27 protein-coding genes are annotated in these 26,489 nt (G+C 58.8%); 17 read left to right on the top strand and 10 right to left on the bottom strand.

Translation table 11 applies throughout. The features are described 5' to 3' along the window. Positions 1-165: 165 nt before the first annotated feature. Entirely contained in the window at positions 166-732 is a 567-nt protein-coding gene (locus tag CFII64_RS28835) for a hypothetical protein (protein ID WP_020294430.1), read from the bottom strand. A gap of 236 nt (positions 733-968) precedes the next feature. On the opposite strand from CFII64_RS28835, the gene CFII64_RS28830 reads away from it, so the two are divergent. Further along, positions 969-1,931, top strand: coding sequence for a MerR family transcriptional regulator (locus CFII64_RS28830; protein WP_020294429.1), 963 nt, complete (start codon positions 969-971; stop codon positions 1,929-1,931). A gap of 30 nt (positions 1,932-1,961) precedes the next feature. Here the strand turns inward: CFII64_RS28830 and CFII64_RS28825 are convergent, their stop codons facing one another. Continuing rightward, on the bottom strand, positions 1,962-2,567 hold the full coding sequence (locus CFII64_RS28825; RefSeq protein WP_020294428.1) for a hypothetical protein: 606 nt from the start codon (positions 2,565-2,567) through the stop codon (positions 1,962-1,964). Between the two features lie 51 nt (positions 2,568-2,618). Further along, complete coding sequence (locus CFII64_RS28820) at positions 2,619-3,080, bottom strand: PAS domain-containing protein (protein ID WP_020294427.1); 462 nt, start codon at positions 3,078-3,080, stop codon at positions 2,619-2,621. A gap of 98 nt (positions 3,081-3,178) precedes the next feature. Here CFII64_RS28820 and CFII64_RS28815 point away from each other — a divergent pair, with 98 nt between their 5' ends. From CFII64_RS28815 to CFII64_RS28795, 5 genes are all read left to right on the top strand, one after another. Beyond that, positions 3,179-3,643, top strand: a complete 465-nt coding sequence (locus tag CFII64_RS28815; RefSeq protein WP_020294426.1) for a flavodoxin — start codon at positions 3,179-3,181, stop codon at positions 3,641-3,643. 223 nt (positions 3,644-3,866) lie between these two features. Continuing rightward, a complete protein-coding gene (locus CFII64_RS28810) occupies positions 3,867-4,643 on the top strand; it encodes a class II aldolase/adducin family protein (protein WP_044901819.1) in 777 nt (258 codons plus the stop codon). Then, entirely contained in the window at positions 4,643-5,596 is a 954-nt protein-coding gene (locus tag CFII64_RS28805) for an alpha/beta fold hydrolase (RefSeq protein WP_020294424.1), read from the top strand. The genes CFII64_RS28810 and CFII64_RS28805 overlap by 1 nt, the downstream gene beginning before the upstream one ends. A 69-nt stretch (positions 5,597-5,665) precedes the next feature. Further along, positions 5,666-6,577, top strand: coding sequence for an SDR family oxidoreductase (locus CFII64_RS28800; RefSeq protein ID WP_020294423.1), 912 nt, complete (start codon positions 5,666-5,668; stop codon positions 6,575-6,577). A 201-nt stretch (positions 6,578-6,778) separates the two neighbouring features. After that, a complete protein-coding gene (locus CFII64_RS28795; RefSeq protein WP_020294422.1) occupies positions 6,779-7,357 on the top strand; it encodes a hypothetical protein in 579 nt (192 codons plus the stop codon). Between the two features lie 279 nt (positions 7,358-7,636). On the opposite strand, the gene CFII64_RS28790 is transcribed toward CFII64_RS28795, so the two are convergent. After that, the gene (locus tag CFII64_RS28790) at positions 7,637-8,440 is read right to left on the bottom strand and encodes a SirB1 family protein (RefSeq protein ID WP_044901810.1); all 804 of its coding nucleotides are present in this window, start codon (positions 8,438-8,440) and stop codon (positions 7,637-7,639) included. 190 nt (positions 8,441-8,630) lie between these two features. Between CFII64_RS28790 and CFII64_RS28785 the strand changes: the two genes are divergently transcribed. From CFII64_RS28785 to CFII64_RS28770, 4 genes are all read left to right on the top strand, one after another. Continuing rightward, a complete protein-coding gene (locus tag CFII64_RS28785; RefSeq protein ID WP_020294420.1) occupies positions 8,631-9,668 on the top strand; it encodes a Glu/Leu/Phe/Val dehydrogenase dimerization domain-containing protein in 1,038 nt (345 codons plus the stop codon). An 80-nt stretch (positions 9,669-9,748) separates the two neighbouring features. Then, positions 9,749-10,849, top strand: coding sequence for a pyruvate dehydrogenase (acetyl-transferring) E1 component subunit alpha (gene pdhA, locus CFII64_RS28780; RefSeq protein ID WP_020294419.1), 1,101 nt, complete (start codon positions 9,749-9,751; stop codon positions 10,847-10,849). Then, positions 10,839-11,825, top strand: coding sequence for an alpha-ketoacid dehydrogenase subunit beta (locus CFII64_RS28775; protein ID WP_020294418.1), 987 nt, complete (start codon positions 10,839-10,841; stop codon positions 11,823-11,825). Before pdhA ends, CFII64_RS28775 begins: the two co-directional genes overlap by 11 nt. Positions 11,826-11,849: 24 nt before the next feature. Continuing rightward, positions 11,850-12,953 (top strand): dihydrolipoamide acetyltransferase family protein, encoded by a 1,104-nt coding sequence (locus CFII64_RS28770; protein WP_020294417.1) that lies wholly within the window; start codon positions 11,850-11,852, stop codon positions 12,951-12,953. Positions 12,954-13,115: 162 nt separating this feature from the next. On the opposite strand, the gene CFII64_RS28765 is transcribed toward CFII64_RS28770, so the two are convergent. Further along, positions 13,116-13,379 carry a YebG family protein gene (locus tag CFII64_RS28765; RefSeq protein WP_020294416.1) on the bottom strand — a complete coding sequence of 88 codons (264 nt, stop codon included), beginning with the start codon at positions 13,377-13,379 and terminating at the stop codon, positions 13,116-13,118. 269 nt (positions 13,380-13,648) lie between these two features. Here CFII64_RS28765 and CFII64_RS28760 point away from each other — a divergent pair, with 269 nt between their 5' ends. Next, on the top strand, positions 13,649-14,098 hold the full coding sequence (locus CFII64_RS28760; RefSeq protein WP_020294415.1) for a phosphate-starvation-inducible protein PsiE: 450 nt from the start codon (positions 13,649-13,651) through the stop codon (positions 14,096-14,098). 119 nt (positions 14,099-14,217) lie between these two features. Here the strand turns inward: CFII64_RS28760 and CFII64_RS28755 are convergent, their stop codons facing one another. Beyond that, positions 14,218-14,550: a DUF3509 domain-containing protein gene (locus tag CFII64_RS28755; protein WP_020294414.1), complete on the bottom strand. Its 333-nt coding sequence runs from the start codon at positions 14,548-14,550 to the stop codon at positions 14,218-14,220. Positions 14,551-14,715: 165 nt separating this feature from the next. Here CFII64_RS28755 and CFII64_RS28750 point away from each other — a divergent pair, with 165 nt between their 5' ends. Continuing rightward, positions 14,716-15,261: a sigma-70 family RNA polymerase sigma factor gene (locus CFII64_RS28750; protein WP_020294413.1), complete on the top strand. Its 546-nt coding sequence runs from the start codon at positions 14,716-14,718 to the stop codon at positions 15,259-15,261. Beyond that, positions 15,258-16,220 carry a FecR family protein gene (locus CFII64_RS28745; RefSeq protein WP_020294412.1) on the top strand — a complete coding sequence of 321 codons (963 nt, stop codon included), beginning with the start codon at positions 15,258-15,260 and terminating at the stop codon, positions 16,218-16,220. Before CFII64_RS28750 ends, CFII64_RS28745 begins: the two co-directional genes overlap by 4 nt. A gap of 101 nt (positions 16,221-16,321) precedes the next feature. On the opposite strand, the gene CFII64_RS28740 is transcribed toward CFII64_RS28745, so the two are convergent. Continuing rightward, complete coding sequence (locus tag CFII64_RS28740) at positions 16,322-16,750, bottom strand: HPF/RaiA family ribosome-associated protein (RefSeq protein ID WP_020294411.1); 429 nt, start codon at positions 16,748-16,750, stop codon at positions 16,322-16,324. 250 nt (positions 16,751-17,000) lie between these two features. Between CFII64_RS28740 and CFII64_RS28735 the strand changes: the two genes are divergently transcribed. Continuing rightward, positions 17,001-19,502 (top strand): TonB-dependent siderophore receptor, encoded by a 2,502-nt coding sequence (locus CFII64_RS28735; protein WP_020294410.1) that lies wholly within the window; start codon positions 17,001-17,003, stop codon positions 19,500-19,502. Between the two features lie 257 nt (positions 19,503-19,759). Here CFII64_RS28735 and fecA read toward each other — a convergent pair whose 3' ends face one another. The 3 genes from fecA to CFII64_RS28720 form a co-directional block, all read right to left on the bottom strand. Further along, positions 19,760-22,117 (bottom strand): TonB-dependent Fe(3+) dicitrate receptor FecA, encoded by a 2,358-nt coding sequence (gene fecA / locus CFII64_RS28730; RefSeq protein WP_020294409.1) that lies wholly within the window; start codon positions 22,115-22,117, stop codon positions 19,760-19,762. A gap of 350 nt (positions 22,118-22,467) precedes the next feature. Continuing rightward, a complete protein-coding gene (locus tag CFII64_RS28725; RefSeq protein WP_020294407.1) occupies positions 22,468-23,445 on the bottom strand; it encodes a FecR domain-containing protein in 978 nt (325 codons plus the stop codon). Beyond that, positions 23,442-23,945 (bottom strand): sigma-70 family RNA polymerase sigma factor, encoded by a 504-nt coding sequence (locus CFII64_RS28720; RefSeq protein WP_044901816.1) that lies wholly within the window; start codon positions 23,943-23,945, stop codon positions 23,442-23,444. The genes CFII64_RS28725 and CFII64_RS28720 overlap by 4 nt, the downstream gene beginning before the upstream one ends. A gap of 244 nt (positions 23,946-24,189) precedes the next feature. On the opposite strand from CFII64_RS28720, the gene CFII64_RS28715 reads away from it, so the two are divergent. Genes CFII64_RS28715 through CFII64_RS28705 form a run of 3 tightly spaced genes read left to right on the top strand, consistent with a single transcriptional unit; the run spans position 24,190 to position 26,479 of the window. After that, on the top strand, positions 24,190-24,543 hold the full coding sequence (locus CFII64_RS28715; protein WP_052026692.1) for a DUF3649 domain-containing protein: 354 nt from the start codon (positions 24,190-24,192) through the stop codon (positions 24,541-24,543). Further along, on the top strand, positions 24,540-26,147 hold the full coding sequence (locus tag CFII64_RS28710) for a PepSY domain-containing protein (protein ID WP_020294404.1): 1,608 nt from the start codon (positions 24,540-24,542) through the stop codon (positions 26,145-26,147). The genes CFII64_RS28715 and CFII64_RS28710 overlap by 4 nt, the downstream gene beginning before the upstream one ends. Then, entirely contained in the window at positions 26,147-26,479 is a 333-nt protein-coding gene (locus tag CFII64_RS28705; RefSeq protein WP_020294403.1) for a DUF3325 domain-containing protein, read from the top strand. The genes CFII64_RS28710 and CFII64_RS28705 overlap by 1 nt, the downstream gene beginning before the upstream one ends. The last annotated feature ends 10 nt before the right edge of the window (positions 26,480-26,489 follow it).

Here is a 26,489-nt window from a genome sequence, read left to right as displayed (position 1 = left end):
CAATGGGTACTCTTGTACAACTGCGTGCACTCAGACCGCGCCAGTCACCGCTCTATAACCCTGAGGCAAGAGAGATCGCCACGTGGAAGGTTTAGGGCAAGGGCGTTAAAACTTACGCAAAAACTGTACATTGTTACTGGTGTTTGTACAGGTTGTGAGTTGGGCTCACCGTGAGTGAGCCGATTGCGTAGTCGTGCGGGGTGTCGGCGTGCTGTTCAACCACGACGACAGCAAATGCGTCGACAGCGGGATAAACCAGAACACCATCAGCGGCGTCAGCAACAAGGTGCTGATCAGCACGCGTGGCAGCAGCTGCAGCTCATTGAGCAGCGGGCTGAGCACGAAATTGAACAGCAGCGAGACTGGAAAAAACGCCAGCCAGATCGCCACGGCCTGTTTCCAGCGTGGCGGGCGCTGGCCGACTGCGCCGAACCAGCCATCGATACCGCTGACCCGATGTTCCGAAGGTTGCGCAAACAGACCGCTGCCGCGCACCAACCAGGAGCTTCGCGAGGCGGAATGCTCCCAGGCGTGCATGGTTTCAGCGTTGGCGAAGCGGAAAATAATCTGGAATTCGTTATCGTCTGGCGGAGGCGCGAGAACACCCGAACCCAGGTAACCGGGGAAGTCGGTGGCCAGTTGTTCGCCTTCATGCAGCCAGGTCATGAGTTCCTGGTAGCGGCCGTGGGCCACGCGACGAGCAACCATCAAGGTGACGGGGGTGGTAGACATTGTGTATCTCCGATAAACGAGTGAGATTCCCGGATAGGGAAGTCACATGACGAGGCGCCGGGATAGTGGGCTGCGTCAGCTTCGCGTTTTAGCAAGCAAGGATTATTCCTGAAATTCATAAATAAGCCATAGGCTTTCATCACTTCGTCTACATCAGCGCGAGTCGCAGGGGGTTTTAGCGAAAGACCGGTCCACAGGGGTACAATGCGGCCCACTGTGTCCATGCGATCCCTGTCATGACTGAATCTCTCACTGGCCGCTCTGTTTCAAGCGGCCTCAAGCAAGATCTGAAGCAGGAAGAATTGTTCCCGATCCGTGAAGTGTCGCGCATGACCGGCATCAATCCGGTCACCTTGCGCGCGTGGGAAAGGCGCTATGGCCTGATTCAGCCGACCCGCACGGAAAGTGGTCATCGTCTGTATTCTCAGGCGGATATCGATGAAGTGCGCAGCATTCTGGGCTGGATCGAACGCGGCGTGGCGGTGAGCAAAGTCAGCAAGATTCTCGCCAAGACCCAGGCTGCGCGTATTCAGGCGGTGGCGCCCGAGAGCGATATTGCGCTGGGAGAGTGGGGCGAATGGCAGTCGCAAGTACGACAGGCCGCCGGCTCCTTCGATGAGCGCCGTCTGGAACAACTGTACGGCCAGGTGTTTTCCAGCTATCCGATGACGGTGGTATTTCAGGACATCCTGCTGCCGGTCTGGCGTGAATTGTTGCTGCATCACGACCGTTTCGGCCAGGTCAGCGAATGGCTGTTTCTCGACAGCTTCCTGCGTGCGCGTGCCTTGCAGCGCCAGCAATTATCGAATGGGTTGACCGAGAAGAAGGTGGTGCTCGCAGGCCTGCCGGGGCAATGCCGGGAACTGGAACTGTGGGTGGCGGGATTATTGCTGGGCAGTCCTGACTTCGATATTCAGGTTCTGGCGTTGGGCCAGCCGCTGGAAGAACTGACACTGGTCTGCGGCAAGGTTCGTCCGCTGGCAGTTGTGCTATTTACCAATCACCCGCCGGCCCTTGATTTGCCGCGCCGACTCAAACGCCTGGCATTGGCGCTTGACTGTCCGCTGGTGCTGGCAGGAGAGGGTGCCGATCTGGCGCAGGAAAGTCTCGATGGATCGCCGGTGGCGTGTATTGGCAGCGAAGGCGGCTTCATGCAGCGGCGCTTGCGGCAATTCATCGAGGGGCATCTGGATACGTGATGGCGTACGGGAAGGGTTTTGCGGCACCGATCAGCGATGCATGGTTGGATAAACGCGCTGGTGTTCCTGAAGGATGTACTGGCGCAGCCGTTCGGTTTCTTCCTTGTTGCGCTGGCTGAGACGGTACGCCGCAAGCCCTGACTCGGTGAGGCGTTCAAACGTGCCACGAAGCGCAATGGGCGCGTGCCCGACAGGCGCGAACCAGGCGGAGAAGTTTTTTGGCGGTTTGGTCGACCGACGATTTTCCAGCAGCACGCCTTTGAACGAAACCTCATGAACCCATAACGCCGTCGGAGTGCCTTTTTCGGTCTCCAGCGGCACGGGCTCTTGCAGCGTCAGGCGCCACGGACGAATTCGCGGTCCTTCTTCGAAAATACTCGGCGCGCCCAACTCCAGGTGCAAGGCGTGAAACTCGTCCTCCACCAGGTGCAGCGGGAACGTCATCTGCTGGTTGGCGAATTGCGCCTGGATCGTCACTTGCTCATGAGCCGCCAGACGGGTGAGCAGTTCCTGAATGTGTACCCCACCGTTCACCGTCAAGCTGCGTGTCGCATCGCGCACGTTCAGTTTGGGGTTGTGCTGCATGTTCTGGATAAAATCCAGTTCAGCTTGGGTGAGAAGACTGTCGTGTGACATTACAGGGCTCGAAAAAACCGATTATTGGGGAAGCAGACCATTAATTCCACATTATGTTGCACTGATGTGTTTTTTTAACGCGGCGATCTCCTCTTTGGCAATAGCCAATTCAACTTCCAGCTCAACCACCCGTTGTTGAGCCTCTACCTGTTTGGTGACGTTTTTCTGAATGCCGATGAAATACGTCAGCTGATCGGCCTCATTGAGCACCGGCGTTATCGATAATTCGTTCCAGAACGGCGTGCCATCCTTGCGGTAATTGCGCAGAATCTGGCGGCAAGGCTGGCCGCTGTGGACCGCTTCGCGAATCGCTTGCAGCGCTGGCTGTTGCCGGTCGTCGCCCTGCAGGAAGCGGCAGTCCTGATACAGGATGTCGTCCACCGGATAACCGGTCAGCATTTCGAATGCCTTGTTCGCGTAGATCAGAATATTGTCTTCACCTTCCTGCTCGGCGACGACAATGCCGTCATTGGAAGCGTCCACCACCAGTTGCAGCAGTTTTGCATTGATCATGAAGAGAGTTCCGAAGCCGGGAGCAGAGACAGCATTCTAGGTCATGGGCTGGCTTGAGGCATAATGTCCGACGTTTTTCCGCTGATACAGGATGATTCATGAAAGTCGCCATCGTTTCCGGTTCTGTCTATGGATCGGCTGAAGAAGTCGCTCGACACGCCGGGAAACTCCTGCGCGAAGCCGGGTTCGAGGTCCTGCAAGACTCGCGCGTGACCCTCGAAGGTTTGCAATCCTTTGCCCCGCAGGCGTTGTTGTTCGTGACCTCGACCACTGGCATGGGTGAACTGCCCGACAACATTCAGCCGGTTTATTCGCAGATTCGCGATGTTCTGCCAGCAGCCTGGCGCGGCTTGCCCGGCGGTGTCATTGGTTTGGGCGATGCCAGTTACGGTGACACCTTCTGCGCCGGCGGCGAGCAGATCCGCGAGTTGTTCGCGGAGCTGGGCGTGGTTGAAGTACAGGAAATGCTGCGCCTGGATGCCAGCGAAAGCGTCACACCCGAGACCGACGCCGAGCCATGGCTGGAGCAGTTCGTCAAATTGTTGAAAAAGCGGATCGAATAATCGACTTCACCGGGCAGGACAAACATGATCCTGCAGGACCGGCTTCAGCCGGGAAATCACACTCCCGGCTCAAGCCGGTCCTACAGGATGACGCGCGGTCTTTTGGCCTTTTAAGCCGTCAGAATGGCCGCCAGGTCCCCGACGTTTTTGCAGGGCATGGCTAAACTTGGCATCCAGAGCAATCCCTGAATGCCGAGGAACCGCCGTGAACCCTACCCATGTTCTGCACACCCCCGATGCGCCACTGAATGTAAAAGACCAGGTCAGCCCTGCCGAATGGCAGACCCGCGTCGACCTCGCTGCCTGCTACCGTCTGGTTGCACTGCACGGCTGGGACGATCTGATTTTTACCCACATCTCGGCCAAGGTGCCGGGCACCGATGATTTCCTGATCAATCCCTACGGCCTGATGTTCCACGAGATCACCGCATCGAGTCTGGTCAAGATCGATCAGGCGGGCAACAAGCTGATGGCCAGCCCTTACGAGATCAATCCTGCCGGCTTCACCATTCACAGTGCCATCCATGAAGTTCGTCATGACGTCGCCTGCGTCTTGCACACGCACACCGCTGCGGGCGTAGCGGTGTCGGCGCAGCAGCAGGGGATTTTGCCGATCAGTCAGCAATCCTTGTTCGTCCTGTCGAGCCTTTCTTACCATCCGTACGAAGGTGTTGCCCTCAATCATGAGGAAAAAGCCCGCCTGCAGTTCGATCTGGGCGAAACGAATTTTCTGATGCTGCAAAACCATGGTCTGTTGACCTGTTCGGCTAGCATCGCCGATACCTTCCTGATGATGTTCATCTTCCAGCGCGCCTGCGAAATCCAGGTCATGGCGCAAGGTGGCGGGGCGCAGTTGATTACCATTGACGGGCAGATTCTCGCAGGCGCGAAAGCCATGGTGGCCGGCGTGACGAAAAGCACTCAGGGCATGGGCGGCGCGCTTGCCTGGCCAGCCTTGCTGCGCAAACTCGACCTGACCGATACGGGTTACCAGCAATAATGCCGCTGACCGAGATACCGCTGCGTATCTGGCGCACCCGTGGGCAGACGTTCGACTTCAAGGGCCATGCCATTCGCTACTGGACGGCGGGCGAGGGTGAGCCTTTGTTGCTGATTCACGGTTTTCCGACCGCCAGCTGGGACTGGCATTACCTCTGGCAACCTTTGGCAGCGCGGTATCGGGTGATTGCCTGCGACATGCTCGGGTTCGGCGACTCAGCCAAACCGCCGCGCCGCGCTTACAGCCTCATCGAGCAGGCTGATGTGCAACAAGCCTTGTTGCAGCATCTGGATGAAGCTCGGCCGATTCACGTGTTGGCCCATGATTACGGCGACAGCGTTGCCCAGGAACTGTTGGCGCGTCATCACGAAGGGCGCTTTGCAATGGCCAGTTGCGTATTCCTCAACGGCGGCCTGTTTCCGGAAACCCACCGCCAGGTCTTGGCGCAAAAGCTGTTGCTGAGTCCAGTGGGCTGGATATTCAGCCGCTTGTTCAATCGAGGCAGTCTGGACAAAAACTTCAGCAGGATCTTCGGTCCGGACACCGCTCCCAGTGAAAGTGAGCTGGACGATCTTTGGAGCCTGATCACGGCCAACCACGGCCCGCGAATTTTCCATCGCTTGATTCGCTACATTCCGGAGCGCGTCGAACAACGTGAACGCTGGGTGAGCGCCATGCAGGCGGGAGGCGTGCCATTGAGAGTGATTGACGGGGCGGTCGACCCGATTTCCGGCGCGCATATGGTCGAGCGCTACCGGCAGCTGATTCCCGACGCCGATACCGTGTTGCTGGAGGGAATCGGTCATTACCCGCAGATGGAAGCGCCGTTGCTTGTGCTTCGCCACTATCTGGCGTTCCGGGCCGCCATAGAAAAAGAAGGGACAGCGGACGCGACCCGAGACCCGGCGCATCCAGCGGCATTATCGAGCACTATTCAGCGAGGATCGGTTTGATTGTGACCGCAAGTCGAGTGGACGACACTGATGCGAACGCGTTGCTGCCGACCTTTCCTGGAGCTAGTCATGAGTGAACCTGTCCATTTCGACGACAAAGTAGTGATCGTCACCGGTGCTGGCGGCGGATTGGGGCGCGCCCATGCGCTGCTGTTTGCCCGCCATGGCGCTCGCGTGGTGGTCAACGATCTTGGCGGTTCCGCCAGCGGGGAAGGCGCCAACGCGTCGGCGGCAGATCGTGTGGTCAGTGAGATTCGCGAAGCGGGCGGCACGGCGGTGGCCAATCACGATTCGGTAACCGATGGCGACAAGATCGTCCAGAACGCCCTGGACGCTTTCGGCCGTGTCGACGTGGTGGTGAACAATGCCGGAATTCTGCGCGATAAATCCTTTGCCAAAATGGAGGATGCCGACTGGGATCTGGTTTATCGCGTGCACGTCGAAGGCGCTTATAAAGTGACGCACGCGGCCTGGCCTCACTTGCGCGAGCAGAACTATGGTCGGGTGATATTTACCTCGTCGACCTCCGGCATTTACGGCAACTTTGGCCAGTCCAATTACGGCATGGCCAAGTTGGGGCTTTATGGCCTGACACGCACCCTGGCCCTGGAAGGTCGCAAGAACAACATTCTGGTCAATGCCATCGCCCCAACCGGTGGCACGCGAATGACCGAAGGGCTGATCCCGCCCAATGTCTTCGAGCTGCTGAAGCCGGAACTGATCAGCCCGTTAGTTGTGTATCTGGGCAGCGAGCAATGCCAGGACAGCGCCGGTTTGTTCGAAGTGGGCGGCGGCTGGATCGGCAAAGTCCGCTGGGAGCGAAGCCTCGGCGCAGGCTTCGATCCTCATGCGGGGTTCAGCCCGGAAGACGTCGCCGCGCAATGGCAAGTCATCAGTGATTTCGGCGGCGCAGTGCATCCGCAGGATAACGTTGAGGCACTGAAAGAGATGATGGCTAATCTGCAGAGGTATATGGGTTAACTAAAACTATCTAATTGCGCAACGAAACGGCTGATTAACCAGTTGATAATTAGGAGTCTTCATTGCGCGGTGTAAGAATATTCCATATGACAAGTAGTACCCGTCTGGATTTAACCCGTGGGGTGTTCTGTCTATAAAGTCGCCCGGCCAGTTCCCGATATGTTCGATGAATACTTCATTCGACATAGAAGGAACCGCATCATGGGAATGGTTGATCGTTATGCAAATATGCCACAGGTGATTATCAAGCCTCGGCTGGAAGATCCATCACTTAAAAAAGCCAGTGCCGATACCAATCGTATCTTGCTGGAGATCGGCGAGGACCCTGTCGCGCTCAATACACTGTCTATGGAGCAAAATAAACTTCGGCCATTGTTCAAAGACTTTGATGCGGAACAGGTAAGTCCTGAAGAGTTAGGAAACGTTGGCAAACAACTCCTGGCTTTTGGTCTGATTGATAACCTGACTGCGGATCTGATGGGCCGTGCAGCGCTGGAGTTCGACAAGGATGGCAAAATCTCCCACCCGGATGTCAAGATAAATGCTCTGGAATTCTTCGCCAAACGCATCGATGAAATGCAGACCAAAGTACTGACCGGAGACAAATATTCAAAACTGTTGTTGCCGGACTACATCAAGACGGTCCACGTCATGAAAAATTTGCAGGTGTTTGCATCCACAGGGGATACCTATGGAACGATGGCCCTGAACAAACGGATAAAAAATGGCGAAAAGATCAAGGATGAACACCTGCCAGCCAAGTTGAAATCGAAGGTGTAATGGCTCAAGGCCATGAGTTGGTGGGGGGCAAAAAAAAGCCGCTGTATAACACCGGCTAAACAAGACGTAGATCCAGGAGCTATAAAATCAACGTCGATACACTCTAAAAGTCCGGTACGTCAGAGACAGCAACGTGCCAGCGCAAATCGATGGGTAAACAAGGCGAGTTAATTGAGTGGCCTGCTTAAGTGCGGCAAGAATAGAGTGTTTAATTGCATTGGAAAACAGTGGTTTGCGACATTAACTGTTGCATGGACGGCAACAGTCGCCACAAGCGGTTCAGTGTATGGCTTTGCTCGACGGCAGCTGACTCAACCGCTCGGTGAGTCTGAGGCGCTGAAGCGGATCGTCGCTCAAGAGCAGAGCGTGTTCCAGATCAAATCGTTCGGCCTGCGGACAGTCCAGGGCGTGATACAGGCCGGCCCGGATCAGATGATCCCCGGTTGTTGCCTGGCCCAGTTCCACCACGCGATCAGCATCTTTAAGCGATGCCAACAGGTCATCGTTCAGTTGATGCAGATGGCGAAGATTGCGCGAAAGCCGTTGCAGCATGCTCAACTCCGTGGCGCGAATCATGTGCGCCGCGCGCAATTGCATGTCTGGTCCGAACTGGCGAACCAGCAGTTCCCGGCAGTCTTGCGGGTAGAGGCGCCGCCCACCACAGGGGTCCAGCAAATGGTCGGCCCCCGGAACCCGCAGCAGAAAATGACCAGGGAAATTTACCCCTTCGAGTCTGATGTCCAGCCGTCTGGCAATTTCCAGGGCGATCAGCGCCAGGGCCAGGGGTTGCCCGCGACGCCGTTGCAGCACTTTGTGCAGCAGCGCCGACTCAGGTTTGGGCGGGTTCCAGTCGTCCTGGGCGAACCCCATGGCATTGAGTTGCCGCAATAAAGGTTGGGCCAGCTCGGAAGGCGGCAGCGAGGGCAGGGCGTTATTCACCTGGCGCTGCAATTGATCCATTTCGGCGCGCAGGTGCTGGGGGAGAAACTGCGGGTCATGTTCGGCCGATACCCACAGCGCAGCCTCGAACACATCGCAAGGGTTTTTCTGCAAGCAAGACAGACAATGCTGGCGTGGCGTCATCGACCCCTCCGACCGGATCCGGGCAACTGGAATGTTGGCAGCGATGACTTGTTTTAGCCCTCGTCGCAGATTTCGTCCAGTGCCGAATGTAAGCGCAGATGTGTTTTACCCGCATGCACCAGCGGTCAATCATTTTTCCCAGCAGCGCCTATAATCGCCTTAGAAAAAAAGTATTCCGGGAGCACTGCCGATGTTCGCTCTCATGCACAGTTCACGCATCGAATCACTGCATCTGGTCGTCGATCCCGAAACCGGCCTGAAGGCAGTGATCGCCATCGACAATTGCCAGCGCGGTCCTGCCTTGGGTGGATGTCGTTATCTTGCCTATCCAGATGAAGACAGCGCCATCGAGGACGCCATCCGTCTGGCTAGAAACATGAGTTACAAAGCGGTCCTCGCCGGTTTGCCGCAAGGTGGCGGCAAGGCGGTCATCATGCGTCCCGCCCATGTTCCTGATCGCGCTGCACTGTTCGAGGCTTTCGGACGCTTCGTCGAAAGCCTCGACGGGCGTTACATCACGGCAGTGGACAGCGGAACCTCCAGCGCCGACATGGACTGCATCGCACAGCACACCCAGCACGTGACCAGCACCACCGAAGCCGGCGATCCTTCGGCGCATACCGCCATGGGCGTGTTTGCCGGGATTCGGACCACGGCCATGGCGCGTCTGGGCAGCGACAATCTGGAAGGGTTGCGCGTGGCGATTCAAGGATTGGGGCATGTGGGATACGCCCTGGCCGAACAACTTCACGCGGCCGGTGCCGACTTGCTGGTCAGCGATCTGGACAGCGGACGCGTCCAACTCGCCATGGAACAGTTCGGCGCCCATCCAATCGCCTGCGAAGCGCTGCTCAGCACGCCCTGCGACATCCTCGCGCCCTGTGGGTTGGGCGCGGTGCTCAACAGCAAAACGGTTGCGCAGCTACGTTGCGCGGCGGTGGCGGGCGGGGCCAATAATCAACTGACCAGTCTGCAGGTCGCCGATCAACTGGAGAATCGCGGCATTCTGTATGCACCGGACTATGTGATCAATTCCGGCGGACTTATCTACGTCGCCCTGCAACATCGCGGGGAAACGCTCTCCACCATCACTGCGCATCTGGCCAAGATCGGCCAACGATTGACTGAGGTCTACGCCCACGCACAAGCGGAAAAGCGCTCACCCGCGCGGGTCGCTGACATGCTGGCGGAGCACCTCTTGAACGTCGGTCCACGCCTTACCCGGTGATTGCCGACGCCTGAAAACCTCGTCGCCACAAGTGCCGAGGTTTCGTGTAGCACGCGTATCCCGCGTGTAAGGAGAAAGCAATGCCCAGCACCAGGCTCAATGTTGCGTATACCCGTTACCTTGCCCCGGATGGTCGCCTGACAGGTGAACTGCCGCCCTGGGCCGACGACTTCAATCTCCTGACCCGTCTCTATCGGCAAATGGTCTTGACCCGGCTGTTCGACCAGAAAGCCGTGGCCCTGCAGCGTACCGGGCGCATCGGGACTTACGCGCCGACCCTTGGTCAGGAAGCCATTGGTGTTGCCATCGGCAGCCTCATGCATCCCGAAGACGTACTGATCCCGTATTACCGCGACACTGCCGTGCAACTGATGCGCGGCGTGCGCATGGAAGAAATTCTTCTGTATTGGGGCGGTGACGAGCGCGGAAGCAACTTTGCCGAACCGGCCGTCGCTGAGGATTTCCCGCTCTGCGTGCCGATTGCCACGCAGGCGCTGCATGCTTGCGGCGTGGCCAGCGCGTTCAAGATTCGCGGCGAGCATCGAGTTGCCGTGACCACTTGCGGCGACGGCGCGACCAGCAAAGGTGATTTTCTCGAAGCGCTGAACGTGGCCGGCGCCTGGCAATTGCCGGTGGTGTTCGTCATCAACAACAATCAATGGGCGATTTCCGTGCCCCGGCGCATGCAGTGCGGCGCGCCGACCCTGGCGCAAAAAGCTATCGGGGCCGGCTTCCATGGTGAACAAGTCGACGGCAACGACATTCTTGCCGTCTACGATCGCATGCAGGTTGCCCTGGAACGTGCGCGCAAAGGCAAAGGCCCAGTGCTGCTGGAATGCCTGAGCTATCGGCTCGGCGATCACACCACGGCGGATGACGCCACGCGTTACCGGGCGGCTGAAGAAGTGAAACAGGCTTGGCTGGAAGAGCCGATCAAACGCCTGCAATCGTTCATGGCCAGTCAGGGCGTTTGGGACGAAGGTCGCGAACAGACGCTCATCACTGAATGCCAGGCGCTGGTGCAACAGGCCGTTGCTGCGTTCGACGCAGCCGGGATTCAGTCGCCGGAATCGGTGATCGATCACGTCTACGCCAAATGGCCAGCAGCGCTCGCCGAGCAGCGTGAGTGGTTCCTTGAGCGGGCCGCACGCCGCGCCGGAGGTGAGCATCATGAGCAGTGAAAAAGTCAGCCTGCTGGAAGCGGTCAACCTCGCCTTGCATCGGGCCATGACCGAAGACGAAAACGTCGTGGTGCTGGGTGAAGACGTTGGCGTCAATGGCGGGGTGTTCCGTGCCACGCAAGGCCTGCGCGACAGTTTTGGTTTCAAGCGGGTGATCGATTCGCCACTGGCGGAAACCATGCTCGGCGGGCTGGTCATCGGCATGGCGGCACAGGGATTGAAACCGGTGGTGGAAATCCAGTTCATGGGTTTTATCTATGCCGCGATGGAGCATCTGGTTTCCCACGCCAGCCGCATGCGCAATCGGACGCGCGGACGCCTGAGTTGCCCGATGGTCATGCGCTCGCCCATGGGCGCGGGCATTCGCGCGCCGGAACATCACAGCGAAAGCACCGAAGCCTTGTTCGCCCACATCCCGGGCCTGCGCGTGGTCATACCGTCCTCGCCGGCGCGGGCTTACGGTTTGCTGCTGGCGGCCATCGACGATCCTGATCCGGTGATCTTCCTGGAGCCGACCCGGCTGTATCGCATGAACCCGCAACCGCTGCTCGACGACGGCAAGCGCCTGCCGCTGGATACTTGTTTCACCCTGCGCGAAGGCAGCGATATCACCCTGATCAGTTGGGGCGCGAGCGTCCACGAAACCTTGCAGGCCGCTGCTGCATTGAGTGAACAAGGTATCTCGGCGGAAGTGATCGACGTGGCCTGCGTCAAACCGCTGGATCTGGACACCCTCGAAGCCTCGGTGCGCAAGACCGGGCGCTGCGTCATCGTGCACGAAGCGCCGCGTTCCTGCGGCGTCGGTGCGGAGATCGCCGCCAGTCTTTATGAGCGGGTCTTGCTGGATTTGCAGGCGCCCATTGCCCGCGTTACGGCGCCGGATATTCCGCCGCCGCTGTATCGACTGGAGCAACTGTACATTCCTGGCGTGGAAGACATTCTTCACGCCTGCGACCAAGCGCTCAACTTTGCCTGACGGCCCGGATTCAGGAGACTTGCGATGAAATATTTCAAACTGCCCGATCTGGGCGAAGGCTTGCAGGAAGCGGAAATCGTCGAATGGCACGTCAAGGCCGGCGATACGGTCAAGGCCGACCAACTGATGGTTTCAGTGGAAACCGCCAAGGCCATTGTCGACATTCCCGCGCCTTATGACGGCGTGGTCGCCAAGGTCTACGGCGGCGATGGCGACATCCTGCATGTGGGCGAACCCTTGATGGCATTCGAAGGCGAAGGCGATGCGGGCACTGTGGTCGGACGTCTCGAAGGTGGCGGCAGCCAGGATGACCAGTTTTTCGTCGGTGCCGCGCCGTCCACCCGCGAGCACCTGGCCGCCAGAGCGACACCGGCGGTCCGGCAACTGGCACGGCAATTGGGCGTGGACATTGGCGCGTTGAGCGGTTCTGGCAATGATGGCCTGATCACCCGTGCCGATGTCGAGGGCGCAGCCCAGGCCGACCGCGACCGTTTTGGCGGCGAAAAACTGCGCGGTGTCAGACGCAGCATGGCGCTGAATATGGCCCGGTCCCATGCGGAAGTGGTACCGGTGACGATCTATGGCGATGCCGATTTGCATCGCTGGTCCCAAGCCCGTGACCCATTGATCAGGCTCGGCAAAGCCATGGCCGCCGCCTGTAAAGTGGAGCCGGTACTCAACAGCGGGTTTGATGGCAAATCCCTGTCCATCAAGCAGCATCAGCAGCTGGATCTGGGCATTGCCGTGGACACACCGGACGGCTTGTTCGTGCCGGTCCTGCGCGATGTGGGCAATCGTGAGTCGGCTGATCTGAAAGAAGGCATGAGCCGCCTGCGGGCAGACGTTCAGGCTCGGTCGATCCCGCCGAAGGAAATGATGGGCGCAACGATTACCCTGTCCAATTTCGGCACCTTGTTCGGACGTTACGCCAGCCCGGTCGTGGTCCCGCCACAGGTGGCGATCATCGGCGCGGGCGCGATTCGCGATGAGCCGGTAGCGGTCAACGGCGAAGTGGTGGTGCACCCGATTTTGCCGCTGTCACTGACCTTCGATCACCGGGCTGTGACCGGCGGCGAAGCCGCGCGGTTTTTCCGGGCGTTGGTGGATGAGCTGGAGAAAGCTGACTGAGCGTGTTGCCCGCTCGCTCCAACAGGGAGTCACCTGTCTCCGTGGGAGCGAGCTTGCTCGCGAATCGAAACGACGTCTTCCCGGATAAATCCGGTCCCACAAGATCGCGGCGATTTTGCAATCGTGGTTTTATCCGGGAAGGCCTCTAACGTCGACCGGGCCTTACTCTGCCCCTGAACCGTTGAGCAACTCATTCAACGCATCCGGTTGGCTCTTGAATGCACGAGCAAAAATATCGCGATTCTTCGCCATATAAATCCCGGCTTCTTCGACCTGGGCTTCGCTCAGGGAAGGCACGGCCTTGTTCAACACTGCTGCCAGCAACTCAGCGAGTTCGAGCATTTTGTCATGACGATCAGCTTCGGCTTTATCCATGAACAAACGCTCCAGATCTCGGCTGCTGCGGTATACCACTTCGACGGCCATTCACCACCTCACATGCCTTCACGATAGTTGTCTTTAACGACTACTGTATTTTTATACAGTGCCTAGCATAGGCGAAATTTTTCGCGCTGGATAGTGGCCTTCATGCATCTTTTTCAATCATGGATGTGTCTTGCGACAACCCGCCACGCTCTCAACCATAGCTAATGGCCTCGTTCCTGCTTGGTATTCAGGCAAATCAAAGTGTCATGCGCCCGCAGCATCATTCAATCTGGAAGTGCTGTTTAATTTTTGTACAGGATGTGTTGGATATGTCAGAACTGAAATGGGCTGAAAAGCTGCGCAAGAACCTGCACGACCAGGCCGACTCCCTCGGCAATCTCTGTGTCGAAGCCTTTCACTATCTGGCGCTGTTCGGGATTGGTGCGATCACGGCTTACGCGGCGGTGACGACATTCATTGGCATGCTGGAAAAAGGCAGCATCAGCGTCGACGACATTCTATTGCTGTTTATCTACCTTGAGCTGGGTGCCATGACGGGTATCTATTTCAAGACCAACCACATGCCGATCCGCTTCCTGCTCTATGTGGCGATCACCGCGCTGACCCGGCTGTTGATCGGCGACGTGTCGCATCACAATGCGCCTGATCTGGGGATCATTTATTTGTGTGGCGGGATATTGCTGCTGGCGTTCTCGATCCTGGTGGTTCGATACGCGTCGTCGAAGTACCCGTCGGTCAAGGACAAGGCCGAAAACTGACAGAGATCATCGTCGGGAAGGTATTCAGGCCCGCTGAAAATGTGCAGCAATCGGGCCTGAATCTGACATCAGAGGGGTGTGAAAATCTTGCGCATCATCACGACCGCGATGACACGCCATTAAACACTGACCGCCAATCGTGGGCGATCGCGCAACCAGTTGCTGCGTATCGGTGGCGGGGCCAGTTGCCTGAGGTCGCCATCGGTCATGGCCGCGAGGATCTTGATCGCGCTGTGGCCTTGCTCGATCGCGATGCCGAATTGCACGCTTTCAATCAAACGGTTCAGGCGCTTGGGATCGTTGCGCTGGGCGGCGCTGATCAAGCGTTTGGCGACAACGCCGGATTCGTTGGACAGGGTCAGCATGATGCTGCCGTCGAGCCCTTGAATGCTCAGGTTCACCCGATAATCAGGGTGGAACGCGTCAGTGATCTGTTGAAAAGGGTTGTCCATTATCGGCTACCTGCTTTAAGGGGCTGCATAAATTGACTGGGCTTTTGGCACTTTAGTTCTCGGCTGAAGTGGATTGATGGGAAATTTCCTACGCTTGCTGTTAGAGCTGAAAACTGGCATCTTCCGCGTTAATGATAATTTTTCGTGTTTGAGAAGTATTGACATATGCACGACTTCTCCGCATCTGATCGCGACCTGATCAGCCGCCAGCGGCAAATCTCCGAACTCTACGCCGACCATCACAGCTGGTTGCACGGCTGGCTGCGTAAAAAACTCGGTTGCTCGCAGCGCGCTGCCGATCTGGCCCATGACGCGTTCATTCGGGTGCTCACTCTGGCCGAACCGCACAACCTCAAGGAGCCTCGCGCCTTCCTGACGACGACGGCCACGCGCCTGATGATCGACGGTGGGCGGCGGCGCAAGATTGAGCGTGCTTACCTTGATGCGCTTGCTCTGCATGCCGATGAAGCCTCTATTCCAAGCCCGGAAGCCATTCACGCCGCCCTGGAGATTCTGGAAAAAATCGCCCAGATGCTGGAGGGTTTGCCGGCCAAGCCGCGTCAGGCATTTTTGCTCAATCGTCTGGACGGCCTGACCTATAGCGAAATCGCCACGGTGTTAGGTGTCTCCAGCAGCATGGTCAAGCAGTACATGGCCAGCGTGCTGGTGCATTGCTACAAAGCACTGCACGGTTCGGGCCACCTGGCATGAGCACCGAGTACGAACCGACCGAAGCAATGATCGGCCAGGCCGCGAGCTGGTTGGCGTTGCTGCACGACGACGGGGTCACGGCGGCTGATCGTCAGGCCTTCAATAGCTGGCGACAGGAAGATCCACGTCACTTCTTGGCCGTGGCGCGCATGCAATCCTTGTGGGGCAGTTTCGAGCAGTTGCCGACTGCTCCGGCGCGGATGGCGCTGGACCAGGCTTTCGCGCGGTCGCCGGGCAAGTCGTCACGGCGTTATCTCCAGACCATCGCTTTATGCGGCAGCCTGGCGCTGGCCTGGTTCAGTCTCGATCAAGCGCCCGTCTGGATGGCCGATCAGCGGACCCATGTCGGCGAACGACGCGAAGTCGTCCTCGCCGACGGCAGCCATTTGCAGCTCAACAGTGACTCGGCGGTCGACATTGAATTCGACGAGCGGCGGCGGGTAATCGATTTGCATCGCGGTGAGGTGTGGGTCGAGGTCGCCAAGGACCCGCAACGACCGTTCGTGGTGCGCACTGAGCAAGGCACCATTACGGCGCTGGGCACACGGTTTCTGGTGCGTAGTGGGGCGGACGGCGCGGTTCAGGTCAGCGTGCTGGAATCGGCCATCGCCGCCAACGCCAACAGTTCCGTGGCGGTCCGGGTAAGCGCCGGCCAACAGGCGACGCTCAAGGATGGTCTGGTGCAGACACCGCAATCGATCGGCAATGAAGATCCTGCGGCCTGGACGCGCGGTTTGCTCAAGGTCGATGACCGACCGCTTGCCGAGGTGCTGGAGGCGCTGGGGAGCTATCGACATGGGCTGTTGCAATTCGACGCGGCGGCACTGGAAGGGATGCGGGTTTCCGGCGTATTTCAGCTCAATGATACCGACGCTGCACTGGCGACTTTGGCTGACAACCTGCCGATCAAGGTCGAGCACTTCACCGATCTGCTGGTCTGGGTCAAGCCGGCCGAGTAAGCGGGGCTTGAGGAGAGAAGGCATAACGAAAGAGGGCGGGGTCGTTTTGGCGACCCCGCCCTTCTTCATAGTGTTGCTGAATGCTCAGCTAACGGTTGGGATCATCCCAGCAGGGCGGTGTCTTTGGCCTGCTCTTTTTCCAGAAATTCTTCTTGCAGCAGGGCGTCCGGGTTCACCGACTCCTGTTCTGCGTCATTGATCACGGGAGCGCCCGGACGTTTGGTACGCAGTTTGCCAAAAAGATGTTCAAGGGCGTGGTCGAGTTTTACAGCTGCGCCATCTACGGCCTGATCCAGCGTATCGGCCTTGTGGGTAACGGAAATAGGTTGATGACCTTTTGGTCGGGCTTCCATCTGGCAGCGCATGTCGTGCGGGCCGGGCTTGTCACCGTTTTCATCGCGGATGTGAACTTCGATCCGGGTTAGATCTTCGTCATAGCGTTCGAGCGTGCTTTCAACGGTGGTACGTACCCACTCCTCCAGTCGAATACTGCTTTCGATGTGGTTATCGCAATTGACCTGGATTTGCATAGTTCTTCCCTTATAAGGCTTGCTCGTATGAGATCGGACGACACGACCGGTTAACAGGTTCATTTCGTCTGCGCTCATTCACAGTGTTGGCGCCTATGCAGGAACAATTCAACCCCATTGAGAAAGAAATATTTCGCGGCAAAAAAATAATCCTCAGGTTTTGAATGTAAATCGCTCTCATTCACTGTCTGTTTTTCCCGCACGTCCGTCATGGCTATGGAAAACCTAATTTCACAGTGAAGGATCGTTCATGTCACGCCCTGTTAATTCGTTGCATCCTCTGGCGCTTGCCGTGTTGATGGCGTGTGCCATAGCGCCTTTGCACGCGGCTGATTCCGCCGCTGGCCAGCCCGCCAGTGCGGCGCGCAGCTTCGCTATCCCGGCCGGCGATTTAAGCCAGGCGCTCAATGCCTTGGCCGAGCAGGCCAATCTGGTCCTGGCATTCGATCCGGCCCTGACTCGCGGCAAGCGCAGCAATGGGTTGCAAGGTGCGTTCGGCACTGACGAGGCAATCGCGAAACTGCTCGCCGGCAGCGGTTTGCGCGCAACGACGCTTTCGGCCAATCGCTATCGAATCGAAGCGGCACCCGCTGCCGCCGACGGCACCCTGGAGTTGCAGGCTACTGCCATCAGCGGCGCCTATCAGAACGAAAGCCCGACCGGACCGGTTGCCGGTTACGTCGCCACGCGCAGCCGGGTCGGGACCAAGACCGATTCGGCGTTGATCGAAACGCCGCAGTCGATTTCCGTGGTCACCAAGGACCAGATGCGCGCCCAGGGTGCCCAGAGTCTCAATCAGATCCTGCGCTATACCGCTGCAGTGGTTCCGGAAACCCGTGGTTCCACCGCGTCGCGACTCGATCAGCTGACCATTCGCGGCTTTTCCCCGGCGACTTACCTCGATGGCCTGCGCATGCCGGGCAGCCGTGATGCGTCGCCGCAGAAGGATTCCTTCGATCTGGAGCGCGTTGAAGTGCTGCGCGGCCCCTCGTCGGTGCTGTATGGCCAGGCCAGCCCCAGCGGCGTGGTGAACATGGTCAGCAAGCTGCCGACGGAAACGCCTTTCCATGAAATCGGCATGACCTACGGCACGTTCGACAAGAAGCGTACGACCTTTGACTTTGGCGGGCCGATTGACGACCAAGGCGTGTACTCCTATCGCCTTTCGGGTTTGTACGACGATGCCGATGGACAACTCGAACACACCGAAACCCGTCGCCAGTCCATCGCCTCGGCCTTCACCTGGCGTCCGAGCGAAGATACGTCGCTGACGTTACTGGCCAATTATCAGGCCGATCCAAAGGGCGCGTCATACGGTTCGATCCCGGCTTATGGTTCTGTGTTGCACAGCCCGACCGGCCGTGACATCGACGTGGATTTTTATGATGGTGAAAAAGATTTCGAGAAGAGCGACCGCAAGTATTACGCGGTCGGTTACTTGTTCGAACATCATCTGAACGACGTCTGGACCTTGCGCCAGAATGCCCGTTATCTGCGCAGCGAAGGCATCTATCAAAGTATCTACAACGGCAGCGACGCGTTGCAGCCGGACTACCGCACCATGGGTCGCTACACCATCGGCAGCGATGTGAATCTGGATTCCTACACGCTCGATAACCAGGCCCAGGCCAAGTTCGACACCGGTCCGTTGCAGCACACTGTGTTGTTCGGCGCCGATTACCAGAACACCAGCACCGACACCAAATCCGGCAACGGCAGTGGTCCGTCGCTGGACCTGTTCGATCCGGTTTATGGCCGTCCGGTCGCACCCATCACTTACAGCACCGACGCTACGGCGCGCAGTCAGCAGAAAGGCCTGTATTTGCAGGAGCAGTTGAAGTGGGACAAATGGGTGTTGCTGGCGGGCGGTCGTTATGATTGGGCCGACAGCACCAACAGTTCGCAGCGCCTGACCACGGGCGTGAAAAGCAAAAGCTCGACGGACAGCGAGGCGTTCACCGGCCGCCTGGGCCTGGTCTATCTGTTCGATAACGGTCTGGCGCCATACATCAGCTATTCCGAATCCTTCGAGCCGCAATCGGGCACGGGCTTTGGCAATACGCCGTTTGATCCAACTGAAGGCAAGCAATACGAACTGGGGATCAAATACCAACCGCCGGGCAGCAATAGTTTCATCACGGCGGCGATCTTCGATTTACGACGCAGCAACGTGCTGACCCAAGACCCGATCCCGACCAATCTGTGCAATGGCGCCCGTTGCCAGGTGCAGACTGGCGAAGTGCAATCTCGTGGTTTTGAACTCGAAGGCAAGGCGAGCCTGAGCGATAACCTGGATATCACGGCGGCTTATGCGTATCTGGACAATCAGGTGAGCAAATCCAACAGCACGGTTCGCGTTTCACCCGGCATTGTCGGTGTGGCCAATGGCCCGGCGCTGACCGCCGAAGGCACTACGCCGCCAGGCATTCCGAAACACACGGCTTCGGCCTGGGTCGACTACACCTTCCGTGACGGCCAACTCAAAGGCATTGGGGTGGGCGGCGGTGCGCGTTATGTGGGTTCGAGCTGGGGCGATGAGGCCAATTCGTTGAAAGTGCCGGGCTACACGCTGTTCGATGCAGCGGCGCATTACGACATCCCGAATATCAACAGCCCGATGGATAACCTGCGCCTGGCACTGAACGTCACCAACCTGGCAAACAAGGAATACGTCGCGTCCTGCTATTACTATTCCTGGTGCTGGTATGGCTCGCAACGCACTGTGCAGGCGAGTGCTACGTATCGGTGGTGATCAAGCAGGAAGAAGGACCCATTGCAGGAGGGGACTTGTCCCCGATGGCGGCGGATTGGTCAGCATCTTCAGCCTGATCCAGTCCGGTGTCTGCGCCTACGCTTCCCGGATAAGTCCGGTCCTACCTTGGATTTGGTTGGACCGGGCTTCCCCCAATGGCCACCGCTGCCCCGGGAGGAGGGGATTTATCCCCGATGACGGCGGGACATTCGATGCACATCTGGCGCATCGAATACCGCCTTCCCGATTGATTCGGGTCAGAACGCCACAGACGTTTGCACATACACCGTGCGCGGTTCGCCGACGTATTTGCCTTTGTTGTTATCGTCGAACGAGCGGGTGAAGTATTCGTGGTTGAGCAGGTTCTTCACCCCGACGGCGACGTTCAGGTCATTGAGTTGTGGACCGAAATCGTAGCCGGCGCGGGTGCTGAACAGCATGTAGCCGGGAATCTTGCCGGTACTGCCATCGGCGCTTTCCGCTGAAGTGTTGGCGTTGTCGGCGAACTGATCGCTCTGATACGAACTGTCGAGATTCAGCTTCCACGGCCCTTCGGTATACGCCACGCCCAAGGTGCCTTTGTGTTTGGACGAGAAGGGCACGCGGTTGCCCTTGTTAGGGCCATCTTCGCGAATGCTGGCGTCGACATACGCATACGTGGCGTACACATCGAAACCGGCCAGCGCCGGGCTCAAACCATTCAATGCATAGTTGATGCTGGTCTCGATGCCCTGATGCCGGGTTTCACCGCGGGCAATCACCGTGTCGTTGGTCTGGTTACTTTCATACTGATTGTCGAAGTTGATCAGGAACGCCCCGATTTCGGCGCGCAAGTTGCCGTTGTCATAACGTGTGCCGAGTTCCCAGGTGCGGGCTTTTTCCGGTTTTACTTCGCCGCCAGCCACCCGATTTGGCATCTGGCTGTACTGCACGCTGCCGAACGAACCTTCGGTATTGGCGTATAGATTCCACGTGTCAGTGAGGTGATACAGCACGTTCAGTGCAGGCAGCGCCGTGTTGTAATCGCCCTGGTATTTGACGTTGGTCAGGTTGTTGGTCTGCGCCGAATCGATCATCTCGTAGCGAATGCCAGGGGTGAATGTCCATTTTCCGATGTCGATACGGTCATCGATGTAGATCGCGTGGGCTTCGGTCGCGCCGCGAGTGTCCCGGTCGTTGCGGCTGGCGGTGCTGGGCAGCTCGTTGGAAGTGGTCGGCGTGCGATAGCGCAGTTCGTGACCGGCCTCGTTGATGTAGCGATAGCCAACGCCGATTTCGTTCCAGCTTTCGCCCAGCGCGAAGCCTTGGGAGAAACGCGTTTCCAGACCGCGCACCCAGTATTCGCGGGGCGACAGGGAAACGAAGCTGCCTTGATCCAGATAACCGCTGCGCAAGGTCTTGGTGAAGAACGTATTGGCGGTGAATACCCGCGCGTCCTGCTCGTAGCGGTAGCCGAAATTGACCAGCGTGCGGCGTCCCCAGAACTTGTCTTTGGGGCGCGTCGATTGATACGGATCAGCCTTGTAATCAGCGACGTTCAGACCGCCGGGCATGTCCGCTTCACCTTCGTAATACTGCGCCATGGCATTAAGGCTGTTGGCCTCGTCGATCTGGTATTTGCCCTTGAGAATCAGGTCGTCGATTTGCGTGTCGCTGTGTTCACGCCAGTCGCCGCCGCGCACCCCGGAATACAGGATCGCGCCGCCCAGGCCGTTGTCGGCGGTGCCGCCGGCCAGCAGGTTGCCGGTGGTCTTGAAGCCGTCATGGCTGGACGACGGGCTGGTTTCGGTCTGGAAACCGCCTTTGACGGTCGGCGCATCGGGGATGGCGCGGGTCACGAAGTTGACGATCCCGCCGACGTTTTGCGGGCCATACCTGACGGCGCCGCCGCCACGCACCACGTCCACAGCGTCCATGTTGCCCATGCTGATCGGCGCGAACGACAACTGCGGCTGGCCATAAGGTGCGAAGGGCACCGGAATGCCATCCATCAATACCGTGGAGCGCGACGCCAGGCGCGGATTGAGGCCGCGAATGCCGAAGTTCAGCGCCATGTCATGGCTGCCGGTGCCATTGTTTTCCGGGGCGTTGACGCCGGGAATCCGATTGAGCACCTCACGCGCAGTGCTGGCCCCGGAGCGTTCGATTTCTTCGCGACGGATCACATCCCGCGCGCCGGGGTGCTCGAAAACGTTGATCTGCTGCGCTTCGCCGAGCCAGTCGCCGACCACGGTCGACGCTTCCAGCTCAACCGGACCGTCACCTTGCGCAGCGCTGACCGGTTGTAAGGTGTAGCCATCCTGCCCATCAGCCCGCGCCTGCAAGCCGGTGCCTTTAAGCAATGCGGCCAGGCCTTGTTCCGGCGTGTATTGGCCTTCCAGGCCGCGACTCTGCAAGCCGTTGGTGATCTGCGATCCAAAGGAAATCAGCACGCCTGCTTCACGCCCAAACTGGTTCAGTGCGGTTTCCAGCGCGCTCGGCGCGATGTGGTAAGGCTTGCTGGCGACTTCCGCCGCCTGCACCAGCGGCAGGGCGCTCAACGACAAACCGGCGCCAAACAGGATATGGCGCAACGAGCGGGCGAGGGGAGAAACAAGGCTGGGGCGGGCTGACATGCAGGAGTCCTTTGGCGAGACGATTAAGGTGCTTTTCCTGTCTGTCACGCGAGATGAGCAAAACGGCTCACTGGGTTTGCAAATATTTTCGCCGGGCGCGACTCAACCTTATAGAACCGGATTTATCCGGGAAGAGGCCGGTACATCCTATGAGTTTCTTTGATTCGAATGGCGCTTTCCCGGCTGAAGCCGGTCCTACGGGTCTGATTCGCGGATTAAATTCAAACGTCACGTTGTGGGACCGGATTTATCCGGGAAGAGGCCGGTACATCCTATGAGTTTCTTTGATTCGAATGGCGCTTTCCCGGCTGAAGCCGGTCCCACGTGGCCGTGATTGTCAATGGTCAGATTCAAACCCGCGCCTCCACGGTTACCCAATACCGGGTGAAGCGTTTGACCCGAACCGGCAGCGCGACTTCCAGCAGATCCAGAATGCGTTCGCTGTCGGCCAGCGGATAACTGCCGGAAATCAGCAGGTCGGCGACCTTCGCGTCGCACTCCAGATGGCCGCGTCGATAGCGGCTGAGTTCGGCGAGAAAATCCTGCAAACGCATGTGCGCGGCCACCAGCATGCCGTCGGCCCAGGCGCCGCTGCTGGCGTCCAGCGGGCGGATTGCGTCCCACGAGTTGTGCCCGAAGCTGACTTGCTGTGACGCCTGCAACTGCAAGCCCGGTCCCGGAAAATTGTCGGGCCGAAGCTGCACGGCACCACTGAATACCGCGATCTGGCTGCGGCCATTCAGTTGCCGCACATCGAAACGGCTGCCTGCCATGCTCGGGCGAATGCTGCCCTCGGCGGTGGTCAGCAGCAGCGGGCGCGGGTCGTCGGCGGCGGTCAGCAGGATCTCGCCTTGCAGCAGTTTGATCAGGCGTTGCTGGCCATCGAAACGCACATCCACGGCGCTGGCGCTGTTCAGGTGCAACTGGCTGCCGTCGCTGAGGGCGATCTTGCGGCGCTGGCCAACGCCATTGTGGAAATCCGCCAGCAATGGTTGCAGCACCGCCTGTTCGCGCAAACCCCAGCCAGCGGCTGATCCGGCACCCAGCAACAGCAATAGCTTCAAGGCCTGACGTCGGCCGCTGGATTTCGGCGCGTTGATCGCGGCGTGAGCCAGGGGCGAAGACAAACCGCTCAGGCGCTGATTGACCCGCTGGATATGCGCCCACGCGCGCTGATGTTCTGGATTGCTGTTGAGCCACGCTTGCCAGGCTTGCTGACGGCGCGGTTCAAGGCTGCCGCTCTGCATTTCAATCAGCCAGCTCACCGCCTGCTCGGCAATTGCTGGAGGAATATCGGATTTATTCAGGGATTCAGTGTTCGGGTTCATAGCGCGAAATAGCAGCGCAGGGCGGCCTTGTGCAGATGGCGTTTGACCGTGGCGATGGAAATTCCCAGTTGCCCGGCGATTTCCCCGTGGCTCAGGCCGTCGATCTGCGCCAACAGAAATGCACGTTTGACCAATGTCGGCAAACCATCGAGCAGCTGGTCCAGCTCCAGCAGGGTTTCCAGAATGATCGCCCGATCTTCTTCGGAAGGCGCGACACAGTCCGGCATTTCCAGCAGCGTCTGGTAATAGGCGCGTTCCAGATCCTGGCGTCGGTAGTGATTGCACAGCACGCGTTTGGCAATCGTGGTCAGGAAGGCGCGTGGCTCGATGATCTGCGCTGTATCCCGGGCCGTCAGCACCTTGACGAAGGTGTCCTGAGCCAGATCCGCCGCGCTGTGCGGGCAGCCGAGGCGGCGTCGCAGCCAGGTCGTCAGCCAGTTGTGATGGGCGTGATACAGGCCTTCGACGGTGTGATTGGGCGCGTAATGGGCGATGGGCATGAGCGACGGCAGTCCGCGATGGATCAATAATTGCGCAGATTCTGTCAGACTCTTTTGCATATGAGAATATTTATCATTAATATTGCGATCTTCTCGTACACCTGTAGTTCTCTATTCCTACACTTGGCTGCGAACAGTCGCACTCGATGATCCCGAATCAGGAACCCGCCATGCCGCTCCATGACCGCAGAAACCTTGTGTCGTGCCTGTCCCGGGCTGAGTTTTGTTAATGGACGGCGCAGCCATGGGTGATCAGCAGACCCGCCCGCAAAGCACTGCGCGAGCCAAGAGCAAAGCCCGCCCCGGCAAAGGCGCGGCGTTGTCGCTGGCGTATCGTCTGGCGGTGACTTCGCGGATCCTGGCGGCGCTGTTCGGCGGCTATCTGGTCGCGGCCCTGACCAGCGTATGCGTCAGCCAGTGGATGCCCATGGCCCGGGCTGACGCGGTGATCACCGGCATGTTGCTGTCGTTTCTGGCTTATCTGGTCGTCGTGCTCTGGTGTTTTGCCTGCCGTACCGCGTGGCAGGCCTGGATCGGCGTGCTGTTGCCCGGTGCGCTTTTGGGCGCCGCGTTTGCCTGTGGACGGTGGCTGATATGAGGGAAGGTTTTCGGCAGACCATGGCCTGGCTGCACACCTGGATTGGTCTGGTATTCGGCTGGTTGCTGTTCGCGATTTTCCTGACTGGGACCATGTCCTATTTCAAAACGGAAATCACCCGCTGGACCCAGCCGGAAATCCCCGTGCGCGCGCTCAATTCCCAGGCCAGTGCCGAGCTTGCCCAGGCGTATCTGCAGCAAAATGCCATGGGCGCATCGCGTTGGTTCATCAACTTGCCGGACGAGCGCGATCCCAAGCTTGGGGTAATGTGGCAGGTGCCGAGCCAGCCGGGACAGCGCGGGACGTTCGTACAGAAAAACCTCGATGCGCAAACCGGTACCGAAGTGCAGGCGCGGGACAGTCGCGGCGGCGAGTTTTTCTACCGTTTCCATTTCCAGTTGCAGATGCCGCACCCGTGGGGCCGCTGGCTGGCGACTGCTGCGGCGATGTTGATGTTCATCACGCTGATCAGCGGGATCATCACCCACAAGAAAATCTTCAAGGAATTCTTCACCTTTCGCCCGCGCAAAGGCCAGCGTTCCTGGCTCGACGGGCATAACGCAATCGGCGTGCTGGCCTTGCCGTTTCACCTGATGATCACTTACAGCAGCCTGGTGATTTTCATGTCGATGGTCATGCCGGCGAGTATCGTCGCCAGTTATGGCAACGATACCCAAGCGTTTTTTGCCGATCTGTTCCCAGCCAATGCCAACGTCAAGCCTGCGGGCACTCCCGCGCCGCTGGCGTCGTTACCAGACATACTCAAGCTGGCTGACCAGCAAGCGCCGGGCGGGCATATCGGTCGGTTGACGGTGAACAATCCCGGCGATGCCAATGCCACGGTGGTGTTGTTTCCCAGTGGCGTGGACAGCATCGTTCACGATCCAGGCGCTGGCCTGACGTTCAACGGCGTCACGGGTGCGTTGCAATCGGCTGCGGTCGAGCGTTCTGTGCCGTTGCTGATTTCCGGTGGTTTCTACGGCTTGCACCTGGGCCATTTCGCCGGACCGCTGTTGCGCTGGATGTACTTTATTTTCGGCATCGCCAGTACCGCCATGATCGGGACCGGGCTGGTGATGTGGCTGAAGAAACGTCGGGTCAAACACGAGAAAACCGGCGTATTGCCGTTCGAACTGCGGCTGGTGGAAGTGCTGAATATCGCCGGCATGGGCGGCTTGATGATCGCTGTGGCGAGCTTCTTCTGGACCAATCGGCTGTTGCCGGTGAGTTTCCCCGGACGTGGCGGTTGGGAGATCAACATGTTCTTCATCGCCTGGGGTCTGACGCTGCTGCACGCTGCGCTGCGCAGCGGGCGCAACGCCTGGCGCGAGCAACTGGCGCTGGGAGCGTTGCTGTATGCCGGTTTGCCGCTGCTGGACATCGTGACCAGCGGCCGATATCTGCTGGACTCTCTGGCGCACGGCGATTGGGTGCTGCTCGGCTTCGATCTGACGGCGTTGGCGACGGGTCTGTTCCTGGCCTGGGCCGCGCGCAAGTTTCGCCCGGTTGCGCCGCTGCTCGTCGCCGATGAAACTGCGCCACCGCTCAAACACCGCGAGCGGCAAAGCGTTGATGCAACGCAACTTGAAGGCGAGGCGCGCTGATGCTACTGGCAAGCCTGTTGTGTTTCCTGGGGTTTACCGGCTTGTGCCTGTCGATGACCAAGCATTACGGCGAGTTGCTGCACAGCAAACTCAGCATCACGCGTGGACGCTGGTTGCGTGTGGCGGGTTGGTTGGCTTTGGTGCTCTCGTTATGGCCGGCAATCAGCACGGCGGGTTGGGGCTTTGGCCTGGTGCAGTGGTGCACGGCGTTGATGACCAGCGCCCTGATTCTGTTATTCCTTATTCCGTATCGACCGAAACTGGTGTTGCTGCTGGCAGCGGTGGGGCTGTTGCTCACGCCGTTTGTGGCGTTCAGTCAATTGGGGAATTGAGTCAGTCGCG

It is taken from the genome of Pseudomonas sp. CFII64, assembly GCF_000416235.1.
GTDB lineage: Bacteria > Pseudomonadota > Gammaproteobacteria > Pseudomonadales > Pseudomonadaceae > Aquipseudomonas.
The sequence above is the reverse complement of the archived record's forward strand: the minus strand, read 5'-3'. Positions and strand labels throughout refer to the sequence as shown.